The following is an 18,704-nucleotide window of genomic DNA, read 5'->3' as shown; positions in this document are numbered from 1 at the left end:
GGTCCAGCTATCGGACGCCTGGGGCGTCAGCGGGCCCGCCGGCCGCGCTCGCGCTGCCAGGTGATCCCGTACCAGAGGACGACGGAACCGAAGAGTCCGAGAATGAGCGCCTTGGCCCACAGGGGCAGGTTGCCGAACGCCACCCTGGCCATGCTGGCGATGACGAGGGGGAGATCCCACCTCGACGCGAGTACCTGATCCGTGCTGTTCCCGTCCATGCCGCCCCCTGAGAATACGCAGGCGGAAAGCCTACCGGGCGGCGAGCGCCCGCTCTCCGGCGGCCCTCATGGCGGCGAGCGGACCCGGGGTCCGGCCCGTCATCAGCTCGACCTGGAGCACGGCCTGGTGGACGAGGAGGTCGAGTCCGCCGACGACCTGGCCGCCCTGCCGGGACCAGGCCGCGGCCAGTGCGGTCGGCCAGGGGTCGTACAGGACGTCGAAGAGGGTGCCCGCCCCTTCGGGTACGGACGCCGCCAGGGCGTCGGTCGTACCGGCCGGAGTGGTGGCGATCACCAGGGGTGCGGACAGCGCGGCGGCCGCCCCGGACCAGTCGGCCGTGCGGACGGGCACGCCGAGCCGCTCGCCCCACTGCCGCATCTCGTCCGCGCGGGCCGCCGAGCGGACGTACGCCGTGACCTCGCCGGAGCAGATCCGCGAGAGCGCGGCGAGCGCCGAGGAGGCCGTGGCTCCGGCGCCGAGGATGGCGGCGGAGGGCACCTTCTCGACGCCGCGCTCGTGGAGCGCGGCGACGATGCCGGGGATGTCGGTGTTGTCGCCGAGGCGCCGGCCGTCCTCGGTGAGGACGACGGTGTTGACCGCCTCGACGGAGGCGGCCGTGTCACTGATGCCGTCCAGCAGCGGCATGATCGCCCGCTTGAGCGGCATGGTCAGGGACAGCCCGGCCCACTCGGGGCCGAGTCCTGTCACGAACTGCGGGAGCGCGGCCTCGTCGATCTCGAAGCGGTCGTACGACCAGTCGTCGAGGCCGAGCTCCTGATAAGCGGCGCGGTGCAGCACCGGTGAGAGGGAGTGCTCGATGGGCGAACCCAACACCGCGGCCCTTATGCGTGACATGTCCTGCTATCCGCCGTTCTTCTGCTTCTGCCGTTCCTGGAACTCGTTGGCCAGTTTGGTGTGCTCTTCGTAGGTCTTGGTGAAGGTCGTGGTCTTGCCGTCGACCGACACGAAGAACATCCAGCCACCGTGGTCCGGGTTGAGCGTAGCGGTCAGCGCGTCCAGGCCCGGGTTGTTGATCGGACCCGTGGGCAGTCCCCTGACGAAGTGCGTGTTGTAGGGGTGGTCGAAGGCCTGGGCTTCCTTCAGGTTGAAGTTGATCTCGCTCTGGTTCTTGACGTAGTTGTACGTCGAGTCGAACTGGAGCTTCTGGTTCGTGACGTCGTTGGTCTTCTTGAGGCGGTTGTAGACCACCTCGGCCATCTTCCGGAAGTCGTCGTGGTTCTTGCCCTCGGCGTTGACGAGGCTGGCGACCGTGACCACCTGGAGCGGATTCTCCAGGCCCAGCTCCTTGGCCTTGCCCTCGAGGCCCAGCTCCGTGTACTTGTCGGTCGCGTTCTTGACCATCTGCTTGAGCAGGGAGTCGGGGGTGCTGTCCTTGCTGAGGTCGTAGCGCGCCGGGTACAGGAAGCCTTCGAGCGGGTCGATCAGCTTCGGGTTGTTGTTCGCCCAGGCCGGCAGGCCGAGGTTCTTGACCTCGCGCTTGGCGATCTCGGCGGTGGTGCCCTCCTGCTGGCCCAGCTTCTTGTCGATCGCCGCATACACCGCGGTGTTGCGCATGCCTTCGGTGACCGTGATGACGTTCAGCTTCGAGGGGTCGCTCATGACCTCGACCGCGGACGCGGCCGACATCTTCTTCCTGAGCGGGTAGACACCGGCCTGGATGGCCTTGCCCGGAGGGAGCTTGGACGCGGCGTCGACGAACGCCTGCCCGCTGGCGACGACGCCCGCCTTCTTGAGGATCAGGCCCATCTGCATGAGGCCCGAGCCCTTGGGGATCTCGACCTCGACGATCTCTCCGGTGCCCTCGCCCGCGAAGTCCTCGGCCGAGGCGAAGCGGGCCTTGATGTAGTTGTAGCCGTAGTAGCCGCCACCGCCGACCACGCCGAGGATGACGACCGCGGCGACCAGGCAGGCCGTGCCGCTGCGCTTCTTGGGCTTGCCGCCCTTGGAGCGGCCGCCCCGGCGGCCGTCACCGTCGTCGCCGTCGTCGTCGCCGTCACGGCCTCCACCGTCGGTGAGCAGGCCCTTCTCCGGCTCCTCCGCCGGCTCCGGCTCCTCGACGGGTTCCGGCTCCAGGTGCCGCCGGCCCGGGGGCTGCGGCGGCTCGTAGGCGTCTTCCGTGCTGTAGAGGTCGGGGGCCTCACCCGGATAGCCCGCCACGGGCTGCTGGGTGTAGGGGTCCACGCCCGCGTACGCGTCGGGCTGCACCGCCGCCGCGTACTGGCCCTGGCCCGTGTCCCAGCCCTGGCTGTCGTACACCGGCTGCTGCTGCGGCTGGGGCTGCTGCGCCTGCTGCTGCGGGGCATAGCCCTGCTGCTGCGGGTACTGGCCCTGCATGTACTGCTGCGGCTGCTGCGGTTGCTGCTGCTGCGCCTGCTGCGGGTACTGCCCCTGCGGGTACTGCTGCTGCTGGTATTGCTGCTGCTGGTACTCCGGGTACTGCTCGTACTGCGGATGCTGGGGGTACTGCTGCTGGTACTGCGGCTCCTGTCGGTACTCCTGCTGCTGCGGGGCACCGGCGTGAGGCACCTGGCCCTGCTGGGTCTGGTGCCCGGTCCACCCCTGGTCCCCGTAAAGGGGGTCCTCGGGTTGCCAGGGTTCGGGGCCACGGCCCCGGCCATACTCAGTCATCGGTCCCCTAGAGCCGCGAGACGGAGGCCACGGACTCCGTCGTCCGTGGCACCCGGTTCCGCCTCTTTGACGGTGGGCGACGGCTGTTCGAATGCCGTCTCATCGCGCGGAACGTTACCGTATCGCGATCAGACAACCACTTCGACGCACTCACCGGGAGGATTACCTGATACCCGTTCGGTCTCAAGAGCGTTCTGAAGGATCACCACAGCGGCTGCCTGATCGATGACCGACCGGCCCTTCTTGGCGTTCTTCCCGGAGGCGCGCAGACCCTGGGCGGCGGTGACCGTGGTCATCCGCTCGTCCACCAGACGGACCGTCACCGGCTTGATGCCCTTGGCGAGTTCGTTGGCGAAGGCGCGCACCTTGACCGCGGCCGGCCCCTCCCGCCCGCTGAGCGAGCGGGGAAGGCCGACCACGACTTCGAGGGGCTCGTACTCCTCGACGAGCTGCCGCAGCCGCCGGTGCGCGAAGGGGATGTCCCGGCCCGGAACGGTTTCCACCGGTGTGGCCAGCACCCCGTCGGGGTCGCACGAGGCGACCCCGATCCGGGCGTCCCCGACATCGATGGCGAGCCGGCGGCCGCGGCGCAGCGTCATCGTCAGACCGTCTCGACGACGAGGCGCTCGACGGCGCTGATGGCCTCCGGCACCGCGGCCGGGTTCTGGCCGCCGCCCTGGGCGACGTCCGGCTTGCCGCCACCGCCGCCGCCGAGGGTCTTGGCGGCCGTACGGACCAGGTCACCGGCCTTGAGGCCGCGCTCGCGGGCGGCCTCGTTGGTGGCGATGACGGTCAGCGGGCGGTCGTTCGCCACGGTGAAGAGGGCCACGACGGCCGGGCGGTCGCCGGGGATGCGGCCACGGACGTCGAGGACCAGCTTGCGCAGGTCGTCGGCGCCGATGCCGTCCGCCACCTGGCCGACGACGAGGGCGACGCCCTTGATGTCCTGGGCGTTCTGGGCGAGCCCGGCGGCGGCCTGGAGGACCTTCTCCGCGCGGAACTTCTCGATCTCCTTCTCCGCGTCCTTCAGCTTGCCGAGCATGGAGGCGATCTTCTCCGGCAGCTCCTCCGGACGGCCCTTGACCAGCTCCTGGAGCTGGGCGACGACCGTGTGCTCCTTGGCGAGGAAGTTGTACGCGTCCACACCCACCAGGGCCTCGACGCGGCGCACGCCGGAGCCGATGGAGGACTCGCCGAGCAGCTTCACCAGACCCAGCTGGGCGGTGTTGCCGACGTGCGTGCCGCCGCACAGCTCCTTGGAGAAGTCGCCGATGGTCACGACGCGCACGCGCTCGCCGTACTTCTCGCCGAACTCGGCGATGGCGCCCTGCTTCTTCGCCTCGTCGATGCTCATGATCTCGGCGGTGACGTCGAGCTCGCGCGACAGCACGTCGTTGATCTTCTGCTCGACGTCGGTCAGGACCGAGCCGGGAACGGCGTTCGGCGAACCGAAGTCGAAGCGGAAGCGGCCGGGGCTGTTCTCGGAACCGGCCTGGGCGGCCGTCGGGCCGAGGGCGTCGCGCAGCGCCTGGTGGGTCAGGTGCGTGGCCGAGTGGGCGCGGGCGATGGCCCGGCGGCGGCTGACGTCGATGGCGGCGTAGGCGGAGGCGCCGACCGTCACCTCGCCGACCTGGACGGAGCCCTTGTGCACGGAGACGCCCGGAACCGGCTGCTGCACGTCGCGGACGACGATCACGGCGCCGGAGTCGAGCTTGATGCGGCCCTGGTCGGCGAGCTGGCCGCCGCCCTCGGCGTAGAAGGGGGTGCGGTCGAGGACGACCTCGACCTCGTCGCCCTCGGAGGCGGCGGGCGCGGAGACGCCGTTGACCAGGAGGCCGACGATGGTGGACTCGCCCTGGTTGGTGGCGTAGCCGGTGAACTCGGTGCCGCCGGCGCTGTCGGCGATCTCCCGGTAGGCGGACATGTCCGCGTGGCCGGTCTTCTTGGCCTTGGCGTCGGCCTTGGCCCGGTCGCGCTGCTCCTGCATCAGGCGGCGGAAGCCGGGCTCGTCCACGGAGAGGCCCTGCTCGGCGGCCATCTCCAGGGTGAGGTCGATCGGGAAGCCCCAGGTGTCGTGGAGCAGGAACGCCTTGTCGCCGGAGAGCACGGTGCCGCCGGCGGCCTTGGTCTCGGTCACGGCGGTGTCGAGGATGTTGGTGCCACCCTTGACGGCCTTGAGGAAGGCGGCTTCTTCGGCGAGCGCGACGGTCTCGATGCGCTTGCGGTCGGTGACGAGCTCCGGGTACTGCTGCCCCATCGTGTTGATCACGACGTCGACGAGGTCCTGGACGACGGGACCGGTGGCGCCCATGAGACGCATGTTGCGGATGGCGCGGCGCATGATGCGGCGCAGCACATAGCCGCGGCCCTCGTTGCCGGGGGTGACGCCGTCGCCGATGAGCATGACGGAGGTGCGGATGTGGTCGGCGACCACACGCATCGACACGTCGGTGTTCTGGGCGGCGCCGTACTGCACGCCGGTCAGCTCGGTGGCCTTGTCCATGACCACGCGCAGGGTATCGGTCTCGTACATGTTCTGTACGCCCTGCAGGATCATCGCGAGGCGCTCGAGGCCGAGACCGGTGTCGATGTTCTTGGACGGCAGGTCGCCGAGGATCGGGAAGTCTTCCTTCCCGTCGCCGGCGCCGCGCTCGTACTGCATGAAGACCAGGTTCCAGATCTCCACGTAGCGCTCGTCGTTGACGGCCGGACCGCCCTCGACGCCGAACTCCGGACCACGGTCGTAGTTGATCTCCGAGCACGGGCCGCAGGGGCCGGGGACGCCCATGGACCAGAAGTTGTCCTTCTTGCCCAGGCGCTGGATGCGCTCGGCGGGGACGCCGATCTTCTCGCGCCAGATCGTCTCGGCCTCGTCGTCGTCGAGGTAGACGGTGATCCAGAGCTTCTCCGGCTCCAGGCCGTAGCCGCCGTCCGCCACGGAGCTGGTCAGCAGCTCCCAGGCGTACTTGATGGCGCCTTCCTTGAAGTAGTCCCCGAAGGAGAAGTTGCCGCACATCTGGAAGAACGTGCCGTGCCGGGTGGTCTTGCCGACCTCTTCGATGTCCGGCGTACGGACGCACTTCTGCACGCTGGTGGCCCGCGGGGCCGGGGGCTTGGTCTCGCCGAGGAAGTACGGCTTGAACGGGACCATGCCCGCGTTGACCAGCAGCAGAGTCGGGTCGTCCGCGATGAGCGACGCCGAAGGGACAACGGCGTGACCGCGCTCCTCGAAGAAGCTCAGCCAGCGGCGGCGAATCTCGGCCGACTCCATCAGTGGTCCTCATTCCGGTCGTACGAAAACTTAGGTCGGTAGGTGGTCTTGCTGTTCTCGATGGCCCGCAGCCGCCGCGGCCCGGGGAGGGCCGTGACGTTGTCGGGCCGGTCGGGATCCTGGTGGAGTCCCAGTGCGTCGTTCAGCTCGTCCTCGCGCTGCGTCATTCCCGCTTTGACGTCGAGGGCGAAGTCCTTGAGGCGGTGTCCCGCCTCCACGGCCTTGTCGGCCGCCTGGGCGGCGAGACTCTCCGGCGTCAGCTTCTTCAGCTGGCGGTTGACCTTGGTGGTGGCCCACACGCCGGCGGCTGCGCCGGCGGTGAACCAGAAGGCTCGGCGGAACATCGGCGGTCTCAGCCCTTCTGCTTCCGGCGCCGGGCGGCCGGCACCGTACGTCCAACGATCACGGTTCGTCGGGATGCCTTCGCCGCCGTGCCGCCCGACGTCGCGGCATCCCCCTTGCCCAGCGCCTTGCGGACGCCGTAGCCGAAGGCCGCGACCTTCACCAGCGGCCCGCCGAAGGCGGTGGCCACGGTGGAGGACAGCGCGGAGGCGTTGGAGGTGACCTCCTGCACGTCGCTCGCGATGGCGTCGACCCGGTCGAGCTGGGTGCGCGCGGAGCGGACGGTGGTGGAGGCGTCGGCGAGCAGCGGGACGGCCTGGTCGGTCACGTCGGCCACCAGCTTGGTGGTCGCCCTGAGCACCTGGGCCAGCCTCACCAGGGCCACCGCGAGGAAGGAGATCAGGATGGCCCAGAAGACGGCCACGATGATCCCGGCCACCTCTACACCGGACACGTCACACCGCTCTCTGTCTGTACCTGAACCGCAGGACTATTCGCCCTCCGACCCTATCGCGCCGGAGATCCCCGGCCGTACCGGAAATCCGGGAGGTCCGGGCCGGCTTTGAACGCAGCGCATCCGGACCAGTACCCTCCGTGTCCTATGGGACAGAGGCCCCTTCGAAGTACTGCCGGGGCAATCTTCCCTCGGAGCTCGGCCGGTTCGTCGGGCGGGGTGGCGAACTCGCCGAGCTGGGGCGGCTCCTGGAGTCCTCGCGGCTCGTGACGGTGGGGCGGGGTGGGCAAGTCCCGGCCCCGCTGGCGCTGGAGCTGGCGGCGGGCCGGCTGCGGACGCTGTCCCCCGCGCAGGTGCCGGCCCGGCTGGAGGACCGGTTCGCGCTGCTCACGGGCGGTGCGCGCGGCGGGCTCGCCCGGCACCGGGCGCTGCGGACGGCGATCGGCTGGAGCCATGAGCTGTGCACGCCGGCGGAGCGGCTGCTGTGGGCGCGGCTGTCGGTGTTCGCGGCGCAGTTCGACCACGACGCCGTCGAATACGTGTGCGCGGGTCCGGATCTGCCGGTGGAGGACGTGCTGGACCTGGTCGGGGAGCTCCTGGCCCAGTCCCTGCTCGGAGCAGCCGCAGCCCTGACCCCCGGTCCGGGAAACGGAAAACCCGCCGCCCCATGGAGGGGACGGCGGGCTGACCAGTCGGTGAGACTAGGCCTGCATCAGCGGGCGTAGTACTCGACGACGAGCTGCTCGTCGCAGATGACCGGGATTTCCTTGCGGTTCGGGTCGCGGTCCAGGCGGAAGGCCAGGGCCTTCAGGTTGACCTGCAGGTAGCGCGGGGTCTCGCCCTCGCCTGCGTAGCCACCCTCACGGGCAACCTGGAACGGAACCTTCTCGCGGCTGCGCTCGCGCACGGTGATGACGTCGTCCGGACGGACACGGAACGACGGCTTGTCGACCTTGTCGCCGTTGACCTCGATGTGGCCGTGAACGACCATCTGGCGGGCCTGGTAGATGGTGCGGGCGATGCCCGAACGCAGGACCAGGGCGTCGAGGCGACGCTCGAGCTCGACGACAAGCGCCTCGCCCGTCTTGCCTTCGGCCTTCTTGGCGCGGTCGTACGCGCGGGCCATCTGACGCTCAGAGATGTCGTACTGAGCGCGCAGACGCTGCTTCTCCAGCAGACGGACCTTGTAGTCCGAGTTCTGCTTGCGGCCACGGCCGTGCTCGCCCGGCGGGTAGGGGCGGGCCTCGAAGTACTTGACGGCCTTCGGGGTCAGCGCAATGCCGAGGGCACGCGACTTCTTGACCTTGGGTCGCTTCTGGTTCACGGGGAACCTACCTCCATGTAAGTTAGGTGAGGCTTACCTTAGCGAGGAGGACGTAATGTCTCGACCACATGGGATCCCCCTGCCCAGTGCGCAACGCAGTTCGGATTCAGACGAAACAGAATCCGCTTGCGCCGACGATAAGCAAGGTCAGCCGCGTCCCAGGGAAGGCGTTCGGCAGCTCACCGGAGCCGAACGCGTACGAACCCTCGTAGAGTCCAACGCCTCAGTATCCCTCACTCTGATCGGTGCTCGTGACAGTCACGAGGCCGAGGAGTTCGGGACAGGGCTGCCGGTCGCACGGACCGTCACCCCGGACGGGGACGTGATTCTCCTTGTTTCCGGGGAATCCACGGCTGCCAGGGCAGCCGCTCACGCCCAGGACGACGACCTCACCGCCGTGATCGAGATCACGGATGTGGCGCCGGTGTCCGTGCCACATCGTATCCGAGGTCGCGCCTGGCTGGCCGGGTGGCTGACGCCGGTGCGCGGGGACGACCGCGCGGCCTGCGCGGCGCTGCTCGCGGAGCGGCAGCCGGTGGGCGAGCTCCTGGGCATGAGCGAGTCCCTCGACGCGCCCCAGGCCGGGCGCCCGGCCTGGATGATGCTGCGCCTGGAGGTCGGCGAGATCTCGGTGGACGACCTGTGGGGCGCCGAGCACGTGGACCCGGACGACCTGGCCGCGGCGGAGCCGGACCCGATGGTCGCGCACGAGTCGGAGGTGCTGCAGCACCTGCACTCCGCCCACGGCGACCGGCTCGGCGAGCTGGGCGGCCTGCTCGGCGCCCGCGAGGCCCGCGGGATGAGCGCCGTACCGCTCTCCCTGGACCGCCTGGGCCTGCGCGTCCGCTTCACCGGCGGGCCGGCCGGCTCCTTCGACGCCCGCTTCGACTTCCCGGAGCCGGTCGCGGACATCTGCGGCCTGCGCCGGGCGATGCACTCCCTGTTCTCGGCGGCTTCGCACTAGCACCTCACGGAGGGCAGGTGGCCGGCATCTCGTGGAGGGCGAGCTTGTCCGGCGCCGTGACGGACAGCCCGTACCCGGCCTTGATCCCGGCGTAGCGGCGCGCGTACTCGCACCGGTACGCACGCCGGGGCGGCCGCCACTTGTCGGCCGTCCTGCTGCCCTTGTCGTAGTTGGCCTTTCTGTCCACGGCGAGCAGTACGCCGAGGGAAGCGCCCCGGCAACGGCGCCGCGGGTCAGGACCCGGCGCCGCGGAGCCGCTCGCGGACCTTCTCCACCACGTCCGCGTAGCGGGCTTCGGCGCCGTACCGCGTGGGCTCGTAGTACCGCTTGCCCTGGATCTCGTCCGGCGCGTACTGCTGCGCCGCGATCGCGCCCGGCACGTCGTGCGGGTACACGTACCCCTGCGCGTGCCCCAGCTTCGCCGCGCCCTTGTAGTGCCCGTCCCTCAGGTGCGGCGGGACCGATCCCGCAAGGCCCGCCCGTACGTCGGCCAGCGCCGCGCCGATCGCTGTCGTGGCGGTGTTCGACTTCGGGGCCAGGGCCAGGGCGATCGTGGCGTGCGAGAGGGTCAGCGCCGCTTCGGGGAAGCCGATCATCGCCACCGCCTGGGCCGCGGCGACCGCGATCGGCAGGGCCGTCGGGTCCGCCAGGCCGATGTCCTCGCTCGCGGAGATCATCAGGCGGCGCGCGATGAACCGGGGGTCCTCACCGGCCTCGATCATCCGGGCCAGGTAGTGCAGCGCGGCGTCGACGTCCGAGCCGCGGATCGACTTGATCAGCGCGCTCGCCACGTCGTAGTGCTGGTCGCCGTCCTTGTCGTACCGGACCGCCGCCCGGTCGACGGCCTCCTCCAGGGTCTGGAGGGTGATCTCGTCCTCGCCCTTGGCGATGGCCGACCCGGCCCCCGCCTCCAGCGCCGTCAGCGCCCGCCGGGCGTCGCCGCCGGCGATCCGCAGCAGGTGCGCCTGCGCGTCCGCCGGGAGGGTGACGGCCCCGCCCAGGCCCCGCTCCTCCGTGAGCGCGCGCCGCATCAGGGCGCTCAGGTCCTCGTCGGTCAGCGGTTCCAGCGTCAGCAGCAGCGAGCGCGACAGCAGCGGGGAGATGATCGAGAAGTACGGGTTCTCGGTGGTGGCCGCGATCAGCGTCACCCAGCGGTTCTCGACGGCGGGGAGCAGCGAGTCCTGCTGCGCCTTGCTGAACCGGTGGATCTCGTCGAGGAAGAGGACGGTCTCCTTGCCGTAGCCGCCGGCCGCGCGCTTGGCGCCCTCGATGACGGCCCGTACCTCTTTGACTCCCGCGGTGATGGCGGAGAGCTCCACGAAACGCTTCTGCGTGGCCTGGCTGACCACGTACGCCAGCGTCGTCTTCCCGATGCCGGGCGGGCCCCAGAGGATCACCGAGGAGGCACCGGCCGGGCCGCCGGCCCCTTCCCCGACCAGCCGCCGCAGCGGTGATCCGGGCTTCAGCAGGTGCTGCTGGCCGACGACCTCGTCCAGGGTGCGCGGGCGCATCCGGACGGCGAGCGGGGAGCTCGCGGGGTCCTTCTCCTGGCGGTCTTCGGCAGCGGCGGTGAACAGGTCTGGTTCCACACAGGAAGCCTATGCGAGCCCACCGACAGAGCCGCCCGCGCTCAGGAGGTCCAGAAGTCCCACCAGCGGGTCAGGATCAGCATCCCGATGATCCCGACGTGCAGGACGGGCAGGACCCAGGTGAACTCGTCGAGGAAGGACTTGAGCCAGCCCGGGGCGGGCAGCAGCCCCTCGCGGACGTTGTGCGCGGTGACGTACCAGAACATGAAGATCGTGGCGACCCAGGCCAGGCAGCACCACAGGCAGAGCGAGTTGATGTTGTACAGCGACTGGTACATGAGCCAGGTGCAGAAGGCGACGCCGAAGAGGGTGCCGGCGTTGAAGGTCAGCCAGTACCAGGGGCGGAACGAGGCCCCGGCCAGCATGCTCATGCCGACGCAGATCACGATCCCGTAGGCGACGAGTCCGAGCATCGGGTTCGGGAAGCCGAAGGCCGACGCCTGGTCGCTCGTCATGATGTTGCCGCAGGAGACGATCGGGTTGAGGCTGCAGGCGGGCTTGAAGGTCGGGTCCTCCAGCAGCTTGAACTTGTCGATCGTGATCACCCACGCGGCGAGCAGGCCCGCCGCTCCGGTGATCACCAGCAGCAGGGCCAGGGCCCGGCTTCCCCCGACGGTCCTGCCCCGGGCGGTGTCCGCGTCCGCGCTTCGTGTCGTCATACCGCCCGCTCCACATCTGCCAGGTGATCAAGCACGGGCCATTGTGCCGTACGAGCCTGTGAACGGACGGGGCCGGGGAAAGATCCCCGGCCCCGTCCTGTGTGCTCCCGTACCGCCGCCGTCAGGCGAGGCGGGCCCGGACCGTGTCGACCAGCTCGTCGACGGGCACGGCCGTCTGCTCGCCGGACTCCATGTCCTTCAGCTGGACGACGCCCTCGGCGAGGTCCCGCTCGCCCACCACGACCGCGAAGCGGGCACCGCTGCGGTTCGCGTCCTTCATGGCGCCCTTGAGGCCCTTGCCGCCGTAGGACATGTCCGCCGCGACGCCCGCCTTGCGCAGCTGCGTCACGAGGCCGAACACGGTCGCCTTGGCCTCGCCCAGCGCCACCGCGAACACCGAGGTCGACGCCGGGATGTCGAGCTCGACGCCCTCCTTCTCCAGCGCGAGGACCGTGCGGTCCACGCCGAGCGCCCAGCCCACCGACGGCAGTGCCGGTCCGCCGATCATCTCGGACAGGCCGTCGTAGCGGCCGCCGCCGCCGACCGCGATGCCCAGACCGTCGTGGACGAACTCGAAGGTGGTGCGGGTGTAGTAGTCCAGCCCGCGGACCAGCTTGTCGTCGTCCTCGAAGGCGACGCCGGCCGCCGTCACCAGCGCCCGCACGTCCTCGTGGTACGCCTTGCACGCGTCGCACAGGTAGTCGCGCAGCAGCGGCGCGCCGACCAGCTGCTTCTGCACGTCGGTCCGCTTGTCGTCGAGGACGCGCAGCGGGTTGATCTCGACCCGGCGGACGGTCTCCTCGTCCAGGTCCAGGCCGCGCAGGAAGCCCTGCAGCGCCTCCCGGTACACCGGACGGCACTCCTTGTCACCCAGCGAGTTCAGCAGGATCCGGAAGTTGCCGAGGCCCAGCGAGCGGTACGCCTGGTCGGCCAGGATGATCAGCTCGGCGTCCAGGGCGGGGTCCTCGGCGCCGATCGCCTCCGCGCCAACCTGGGAGAAGTGGCGGTAGCGGCCCGCCTGCGGCTTCTCGTAGCGGTAGTAGGAGCCCGAGTACCAGAGCTTGACGGGCAGGTTGCCCTTCTTGTGCAGGCTGGCCTCCAGCGCCGCGCGCAGCACGGAGGCCGTGCCCTCGGGGCGCAGGGCGAGCTGGTCACCGCCCTTGGTCTCGAAGGCGTACATCTCCTTGGAGACGATGTCGGTGGACTCGCCGACGCCGCGGGCGAAGAGGCCCACGTCCTCGAAGCCGGGGGTCTCGATGTAGCCGTAGCCGGAGTTGCGCAGGGGCGCCGCGATGGCCTCGCGCACCGCCAGGTACTTCACGGATACCGGCGGGATCAGGTCGTACGTGCCCTTGGGGGCCTGGAAAGTAGCCACGAAGCTTTCGTCACATTCCTCGTCGTGGAGCGGCGGTGCCGTCTCCGAGCCCGGCGGCGACTTCCCGAAGGTACGGGTTGGTCGCGCGCTCGCGGCCGATGGTGGTCTGGGGACCGTGGCCGGACAGCACCACGGTCGAGTCGTCGAGCGGCAGGCACACGCGGCCCAGCGATGCGAGCATCTCGGTGTGGGAGCCGCCGGGCAGGTCGGTGCGTCCGATGGAGCCGGCGAAGAGCAGGTCACCCGAGAAGAAGACCGGCGGGATGTCGGCCAGCTCGGGCATCCGGAAGGTCACCGACCCCTTGGTATGCCCCGGCGCGTGCGCCACGGAGAATTCCATTCCGGCCAATTTCAGGGTGGCGCCGTCGGCCAGCTCGCGGACGTCGTCCGGCTCCCCCACGGTCAGCTCGCCCATGAGGGGCATCCCGATGGAGCGGCCGAGGGCCTTCTCCGGGTCGCTCATCATGTAGCGGTCCTCGGGGTGGATCCAGGCCGGTACGTCGTGTGCTCCGCACACCGGGACCACCGAGGCCACATGATCGATGTGGCCATGGGTCAGCACGACCGCGACGGGCTTGAGCCGATGCTTCTTCAGCGTCTCCTCGACACCCTGGGCGGCCTGATGGCCCGGGTCGATGATGACGCACTCCTCACCGGCGGCGGGGGCGACCACGTAGCAGTTGGTGCCCCAAGCGCCTGCGGGGAACCCGGCAATCAGCACGTTCGTCCTCAATCGTCGTCCGGCGGGAGGTTGCAGACAGGAATCCTGCTGCTCAGAGCCTACCGGCGCCGCTCATTACACAGCGAACCCATATACGGTACGGCCTAGCCCAGCCCGGACAGCAGTACCAGACACGTACAAGGAGACGACCCGGTGGTCACGAGCGATCAGCGACGGCGACAGCTCGCCAAGGAGAAGTACGAGCGCCAGCAGAAGCGCCGGGCCGAGGCCCGGAAGAAGTCGCGGCAGCGCGCGGCCGTGATCGGCGCGGCCGTGGCCGTGGTGATCGCGACGCTGGTGGGTCTGATCGTGGGCGGTGTCTTCGACAAGGACAAGAAGGACCAGGCCGCGGACCCGTCCGCGAACCCGTCGGCCTCGGCGAGCGAGCCCGCGCCCAAGCAGTCCCCCTCGCCGGAGATGGCGATCGACCAGAAGGCGAAGTACACCTTCGCGCTGAAGACCAGCGCGGGTGACATCAACTTCACGATGGACGCGGCGAAGACCCCGCAGACGGTGAACTCCTTCAAGTCGCTCGCCGACAAGGGCTACTTCGACAACACCAAGTGCCACCGGCTGACGGCCGGCGGGATCTTCGTGCTCCAGTGCGGCGACCCCGAGGGCACCGGCCGCGGCGGCCCGGGCTACAACATCCCGGACGAGAACCTGGACTCGCTGGGCAAGGCCAACGAGCAGGGCCAGGTCGTGTACCCGGCCGGGACGGTGGCGATGGCCAACACGGGTCAGCCCGGCTCGGGCGGCAGCCAGTTCTTCCTGGTCTACAAGGACAGCCCGCTGACGCCGACGTACACGCCGTTCGGCAAGATCGACGCGGCCGGCCTGAAGGTCCTGGAGGAGATCGCGAAGGCCGGTACGGTCGACGGCGGCCAGGACGGCGCGCCCAAGACCGAGGTGAAGATCCAGAAGGGCACGGTCACGCAGAACTGACGTGATGCGCCGACCCCGGGCCCGGCGGGCCCGCCGCCCGTACGCCGATATTCCGTCGTGCGGGATGCGGACAGCCGGCCCGGCGGTCGCCTATGTTGGCGTTGTGCAGGGCGGGCGCTGCCCGCCCCAGGAAACTGTGGACGATGCCCAGGGGGTGAACCCCTCGCAAGGCATCAGGTGGAGGAGGCGCTGTGAGCAGCGACCCGTGGGGCCGAGTCGACGAGACGGGCACCGTGTACGTGCGTACTTCCGAGGGCGAGCAGGTCGTCGGATCGTGGCAGGCCGGCACCCCTGAGGAGGCCCTGGCCTATTTCGAGCGCAAGTACGAGGGCCTGGTGGTCGAGATCGGTCTCCTCGAAAAGCGGGTGCGGACCACTGATCTGTCCGCCAAGGACGCCCAGACGGCGATCGACCACCTGCGTACGCAGGTCGACGAGCACCATGCCGTGGGTGACCTGGACGCCCTGCGCGTGCGGCTGGACAAGCTGGTCACGACGGTGGAGTCCCGGCGCGAAGAGCGCAAGGTGGCGAAGGCCAAGCAGACGGACGAGGCCCGTGCGGCCAAGGACGCGCTGGTCGTCGAGGCCGAGCAGCTGGCCCAGAGCGACCAGTGGCGCAGTGCCGGTGAGCGGCTGCGCGCCCTGGTGGACATCTGGAAGGGGCTGCCGCGTCTGGACCGCAAGTCGGACGACGAACTGTGGCACCGGTTCTCCCACGCGCGTTCCGCCTTCTCCAAGCGCCGCAAGGCGCACTTCGCCTCGCTGGACGCGCAGCGCGAGGATGCCCGCAAGGTGAAGGAGAAGCTGGTCGCGGAGGCCGAGTCGCTGTCGAAGTCGACCGACTGGGGTCCGACGGCTGCCCGCTACCGCGAGCTGATGGCCGACTGGAAGGCGGCGGGCCGGGCGCAGCGCGAGTCCGAGGACGACCTGTGGAACCGTTTCCGCGGTGCGCAGGACGTGTTCTTCGCGGCCCGCAGCGAGGTCTTCGCGGAGCGTGACGCCGAGCAGATCGAGAACCTGAAGCTCAAGGAGGAGCTGGCCGACGAGGCCGAGAAGCTCGTGCCCGTGACGGACCTGAAGGCGGCCCGTGCCGCGTTCCGCTCCCTCAACGAGCGCTGGGAGGCCATCGGCCACGTGCCGCGGGACGCCCGGCCGAAGGTCGAGGGCCGGATGCACGCGGTCGAGCGGGCGATCCAGGAGGCCGAGGAGGGCGAGTGGCGTCGTACGAACCCGGAGGCGCGGGCCCGTGCGGCCGGTCTGACGGGCCAGCTCCAGGCGGCCGTCGACAAGCTGCGTGAGCAGATCGACGCGGCGCGTGCGGCGGGCAACAACGCCAAGGCCGACAAGCTCTCGCGCGAGCTGGAGGGCCGCCAGGCCCTGCTGGACCAGGCGCTGAAGGGCCTCGAGGAGTTCGGCGGCTGATTGCGCCCTTTGCGCCTGAACCGGCGCCGCTCTCGCGGAGGTGGTTGCTCGCCGTGAGAGTTGCTCAATTGACGGCTTGGGCGGCCTTCGCGAAAAAGGCGGCCCCGGTACGCGGGATACGTACCGGGGCCGCCTTTTCGTGTGGCGTGCCTACGGCCGCCTGGCCGAGGTCACGCGGTAGACGTCGTAGACGCCCTCGACGCCCCGGACGGCCTTCAGGACGTGCCCCAGGTGCTTGGGGTCGCCCATCTCGAAGGTGAACCGGGAGGTGGCCACCCGGTCGCGGGAGGTCTGGACGGCCGCCGAGAGGATGTTGACGTGCTGGTCCGACAGGACCCGGGTGACGTCCGACAGCAGCCGGGACCGGTCCAGCGCCTCCACCTGGATGGCGACCAGGAAGACCGAGGACTGGGTGGGCGCCCATTCCACCTCGAGCATCCGCTCGGGCTCCTGCGAGAGGGAGTCCACGTTGACGCAGTCCGCGCGGTGAACCGATACGCCGCTGCCGCGCGTGACGAAGCCGACGATCGGGTCTCCCGGCACCGGGGTGCAGCAGCGGGCCAGCTTGACCCACACGTCGTCGACGCCCTTGACGACGACGCCCGGGTCGGCGTTGGTGCGCCGCTTGCGGCCGCGCGCCGGCGGGATCGATTCCTCGATGTCCTCGTTGGCCGCCTCCTCGCCGCCGAGGGCCGCCACCAGCTTCTGTACGACGCCCTGCGCGGCCACGTGGCCCTCGCCGATCGCCGCGTACAGGGAGGAGATGTCGGGGTAGCGCATCTCGTGCGCGAGGGTGACGAGCGAGTCGCCGGTCAGGATCCGCTGGATCGGCAGGTTCTGCTTGCGCATGGCCCGGGCGATGGCGTCCTTGCCGTGCTCGATGGCCTCGTCGCGGCGCTCCTTGGAGAACCAGGCGCGGATCTTGTTGCGGGCCCGCGGGGACTTGACGAAGCCGAGCCAGTCGCGGGACGGGCCGGCGCCCTCGGCCTTGGAGGTGAAGACCTCGACCAGGTCGCCGTTGTCGAGCGTGGACTCCAGCGGGACGAGCCGGCCGTTGACCCGGGCCCCTATGGTGCGGTGGCCGACCTCGGTGTGGACGGCGTACGCGAAGTCCACGGGGGTGGCTCCGGCGGGCAGCGCGATGACGTCGCCCTTGGGGGTGAAGACGAAGACCTCGTTGCGGGAGAGGTCGAAGCGCAGCGAGTCGAGGAACTCGCCCGGGTCCTCGGTCTCCTTCTGCCAGTCCAGCAGCTGGCGCAGCCAGGCCATGTCGTTGACCGTGTCCTGGCCGGCGCTGCCCTTGGCGGCCTGCGGGACGTCGGTGCGGACCTTGGAGGTGCCGGCGACGGTCTGCTGCTTGTACTTCCAGTGCGCGGCGATGCCGTACTCGGCGCGGCGGTGCATGTCGAAGGTGCGGATCTGCAGCTCGACGGGCTTGCCGCTGGGTCCGATGACCGTCGTGTGGAGCGACTGGTACATGTTGAACTTGGGCATCGCGATGTAGTCCTTGAACCGGCCGGGGACCGGGTTCCATCGCGCGTGCACGGTGCCCAGGGCCGCGTAGCAGTCCCGGACGGTGTCGACGAGGACGCGAATGCCCACCAGGTCGTAGATCTCCGCGAAGTCACGGCCGCGGACGATCATCTTCTGGTAGACGCTGTAGTAGTGCTTAGGGCGGCCCGTCACGGTGGCCTTGATGCGGGCGGCTCTGAGGTCGACCTGCACCTCGTCGGTGACGACGGCGAGGTACTCGTCACGCTTGGGCGCCCGCTCGGCGACCAGGCGCACGATCTCGTCGTACATCTTCGGGTAGAGGATCGCGAAGGAGAGGTCTTCGAGCTCCCACTTGATCGTGTTCATGCCCAGCCGGTGGGCCAGGGGGGCGTAGATCTCGAGGGTCTCGCGGGCCTTCTTCTCCTGCTTCTCCCGCTTGAGGTAGCGCATGGTGCGCATGTTGTGCAGCCGGTCGGCGAGCTTGATGACCAGGACGCGCGGGTCCTTGGCCATCGCCACGACCATCTTGCGGACGGTCTCCGCCTGGGCGGCCTCGCCGAACTTCACGCGGTCCAGCTTGGTGACGCCGTCGACGAGCAGGGCCACGGCGTCGCCGAAGTCACGGCGCAGGTCTTCGAGGCCGTACTCGGTGTCCTCGACGGTGTCGTGCAGCAGACCGGCCATCAGGGTGGCCGGGTCCATGCCGAGCTCGGCGAGGATGGTGGTCACCGCGAGCGGGTGGGTGATGTACGGGTCGCCGCTCTTGCGCTTCTGGCCGCGGTGCCAGCGCTCGGCCACCTGGTAGGCCTGCTCCAGCTGGCGCAGCGTCGCCGTCTCGATCTTCGGGTCGTTGCTGCGGACTATACGGAGCAGCGGCTCCAGAACCGGGTTGTACGGGTTCGAGCGCTGCACGCCGAGCCGGGCGAGACGGGCACGCACCCGGTTGGAGGACCCGGCGGACTTGGCCGACGCGGGCTTGACCGGCGGCACCGGCGCGGCCGGCGGGGGCGTGGCGGGGGCCGCCGTGGTCTGCTCGGCCTGCGGGTCGGGCTGCGCGGCGGAGATTGGCTGGACCTCGTCTGGCAAGAGCGCTCCTCACGGGGGTCCCCCCGGACGGAGTCTGGGGGTGGATCCGGTGCCCGTGTCCGGTCCGGACAACCCATGGTAGCGAGGGTTCGGCGCCCTCGTTCCGCGAGCCCGTCCCGTGTGCGGCTCCGCTACTGGGGCTCCGCCCCTCAAACGCCGGCGGGGCTGGATTTTCCAGCCCCGCCGGCGTT

General features: G+C 70.0%; 17 protein-coding genes and 1 pseudogene. 4 read left to right on the top strand and 14 right to left on the bottom strand.

Going from position 1 to position 18,704, the window contains the following annotated elements; all coding sequences use genetic code 11:
- Positions 1-26: 26 nt before the first annotated feature.
- The 7 genes from ACZ573_RS17940 to ACZ573_RS17910 all read right to left on the bottom strand — a co-directional run bounded on the left by ACZ573_RS17940 (position 27) and on the right by ACZ573_RS17910 (position 6,935).
- On the bottom strand, positions 27-218 hold the full coding sequence (locus ACZ573_RS17940) for a hypothetical protein (protein WP_471304871.1): 192 nt from the start codon (positions 216-218) through the stop codon (positions 27-29).
- Positions 219-249: 31 nt separating this feature from the next.
- The gene (locus ACZ573_RS17935; protein ID WP_471304868.1) at positions 250-1,074 is read right to left on the bottom strand and encodes a shikimate dehydrogenase; all 825 of its coding nucleotides are present in this window, start codon (positions 1,072-1,074) and stop codon (positions 250-252) included.
- Between the two features lie 6 nt (positions 1,075-1,080).
- Complete coding sequence (mltG, locus tag ACZ573_RS17930; protein WP_471304866.1) at positions 1,081-2,868, bottom strand: endolytic transglycosylase MltG; 1,788 nt, start codon at positions 2,866-2,868, stop codon at positions 1,081-1,083.
- Between the two features lie 128 nt (positions 2,869-2,996).
- Positions 2,997-3,467 (bottom strand): Holliday junction resolvase RuvX, encoded by a 471-nt coding sequence (ruvX, locus tag ACZ573_RS17925; RefSeq protein WP_030009552.1) that lies wholly within the window; start codon positions 3,465-3,467, stop codon positions 2,997-2,999.
- A gap of 2 nt (positions 3,468-3,469) precedes the next feature.
- Positions 3,470-6,139 carry an alanine--tRNA ligase gene (gene alaS, locus ACZ573_RS17920; protein ID WP_471304864.1) on the bottom strand — a complete coding sequence of 890 codons (2,670 nt, stop codon included), beginning with the start codon at positions 6,137-6,139 and terminating at the stop codon, positions 3,470-3,472.
- On the bottom strand, positions 6,139-6,483 hold the full coding sequence (locus tag ACZ573_RS17915; RefSeq protein WP_301372369.1) for a DUF6167 family protein: 345 nt from the start codon (positions 6,481-6,483) through the stop codon (positions 6,139-6,141). The genes alaS and ACZ573_RS17915 overlap by 1 nt, the downstream gene beginning before the upstream one ends.
- 8 nt (positions 6,484-6,491) lie before the next feature.
- Positions 6,492-6,935, bottom strand: a complete 444-nt coding sequence (locus ACZ573_RS17910; RefSeq protein WP_471304861.1) for a DUF948 domain-containing protein — start codon at positions 6,933-6,935, stop codon at positions 6,492-6,494.
- Positions 6,936-7,234: 299 nt separating this feature from the next.
- On the opposite strand from ACZ573_RS17910, the pseudogene ACZ573_RS17905 reads away from it, so the two are divergent.
- Positions 7,235-7,549: pseudogene (locus tag ACZ573_RS17905) on the top strand (regulator); the annotation flags it as partial.
- Positions 7,550-7,647: 98 nt separating this feature from the next.
- Here ACZ573_RS17905 and rpsD read toward each other — a convergent pair.
- Complete coding sequence (gene rpsD / locus ACZ573_RS17900) at positions 7,648-8,259, bottom strand: 30S ribosomal protein S4 (protein ID WP_008740451.1); 612 nt, start codon at positions 8,257-8,259, stop codon at positions 7,648-7,650.
- 55 nt (positions 8,260-8,314) lie between these two features.
- Between rpsD and ACZ573_RS17895 the strand changes: the two genes are divergently transcribed.
- Entirely contained in the window at positions 8,315-9,223 is a 909-nt protein-coding gene (locus ACZ573_RS17895) for a DUF2470 domain-containing protein (protein ID WP_471304860.1), read from the top strand.
- A gap of 4 nt (positions 9,224-9,227) precedes the next feature.
- Here ACZ573_RS17895 and ACZ573_RS17890 read toward each other — a convergent pair whose 3' ends face one another.
- From ACZ573_RS17890 to ACZ573_RS17870, 5 genes are all read right to left on the bottom strand, one after another.
- Complete coding sequence (locus ACZ573_RS17890; RefSeq protein ID WP_471304858.1) at positions 9,228-9,410, bottom strand: hypothetical protein; 183 nt, start codon at positions 9,408-9,410, stop codon at positions 9,228-9,230.
- 46 nt (positions 9,411-9,456) lie between these two features.
- A complete protein-coding gene (locus ACZ573_RS17885) occupies positions 9,457-10,812 on the bottom strand; it encodes a replication-associated recombination protein A (protein ID WP_471304855.1) in 1,356 nt (451 codons plus the stop codon).
- A 41-nt stretch (positions 10,813-10,853) separates the two neighbouring features.
- Positions 10,854-11,471, bottom strand: a complete 618-nt coding sequence (locus tag ACZ573_RS17880) for a vitamin K epoxide reductase family protein (protein ID WP_301372362.1) — start codon at positions 11,469-11,471, stop codon at positions 10,854-10,856.
- Between the two features lie 121 nt (positions 11,472-11,592).
- On the bottom strand, positions 11,593-12,846 hold the full coding sequence (gene hisS, locus ACZ573_RS17875) for a histidine--tRNA ligase (RefSeq protein WP_471304853.1): 1,254 nt from the start codon (positions 12,844-12,846) through the stop codon (positions 11,593-11,595).
- 10 nt (positions 12,847-12,856) lie between these two features.
- Positions 12,857-13,567 (bottom strand): MBL fold metallo-hydrolase, encoded by a 711-nt coding sequence (locus tag ACZ573_RS17870; protein ID WP_314249632.1) that lies wholly within the window; start codon positions 13,565-13,567, stop codon positions 12,857-12,859.
- Positions 13,568-13,720: 153 nt separating this feature from the next.
- Between ACZ573_RS17870 and ACZ573_RS17865 the strand changes: the two genes are divergently transcribed.
- Entirely contained in the window at positions 13,721-14,512 is a 792-nt protein-coding gene (locus ACZ573_RS17865; protein ID WP_471304850.1) for a peptidylprolyl isomerase, read from the top strand.
- 191 nt (positions 14,513-14,703) lie between these two features.
- A complete protein-coding gene (locus ACZ573_RS17860; RefSeq protein WP_471304849.1) occupies positions 14,704-15,933 on the top strand; it encodes a DUF349 domain-containing protein in 1,230 nt (409 codons plus the stop codon).
- 150 nt (positions 15,934-16,083) lie between these two features.
- Here the strand turns inward: ACZ573_RS17860 and ACZ573_RS17855 are convergent, their stop codons facing one another.
- Positions 16,084-18,513: a RelA/SpoT family protein gene (locus ACZ573_RS17855; protein WP_471304847.1), complete on the bottom strand. Its 2,430-nt coding sequence runs from the start codon at positions 18,511-18,513 to the stop codon at positions 16,084-16,086.
- Between the last annotated feature and the right edge of the window lie 191 nt (positions 18,514-18,704).

Source organism: Streptomyces sp. NPDC040545 (assembly GCF_055595065.1).
The sequence above is the reverse complement of the archived record's forward strand: the minus strand, read 5'-3'. Positions and strand labels throughout refer to the sequence as shown.

Bases quoted from the DNA above. Each gene is read 5' to 3' on its own strand.
- mltG (WP_471304866.1), bottom strand. From the start codon at position 2,868: ATGACTGAGTATGGCCGGGGCCGTGGCCCCGAACCCTGGCAACCCGAG.
- ACZ573_RS17940 (WP_471304871.1), bottom strand. From the start codon at position 218: ATGGACGGGAACAGCACGGATCAGGTACTCGCGTCGAGGTGGGATCTC.
- alaS (WP_471304864.1), bottom strand. From the start codon at position 6,139: ATGGAGTCGGCCGAGATTCGCCGCCGCTGGCTGAGCTTCTTCGAGGAG.
- ACZ573_RS17935 (WP_471304868.1), bottom strand. From the start codon at position 1,074: ATGTCACGCATAAGGGCCGCGGTGTTGGGTTCGCCCATCGAGCACTCC.
- ACZ573_RS17895 (WP_471304860.1), top strand. From the start codon at position 8,315: ATGTCTCGACCACATGGGATCCCCCTGCCCAGTGCGCAACGCAGTTCG.
- ruvX (WP_030009552.1), bottom strand. From the start codon at position 3,467: ATGACGCTGCGCCGCGGCCGCCGGCTCGCCATCGATGTCGGGGACGCC.
- ACZ573_RS17915 (WP_301372369.1), bottom strand. From the start codon at position 6,483: ATGTTCCGCCGAGCCTTCTGGTTCACCGCCGGCGCAGCCGCCGGCGTG.
- ACZ573_RS17880 (WP_301372362.1), bottom strand. From the start codon at position 11,471: ATGACGACACGAAGCGCGGACGCGGACACCGCCCGGGGCAGGACCGTC.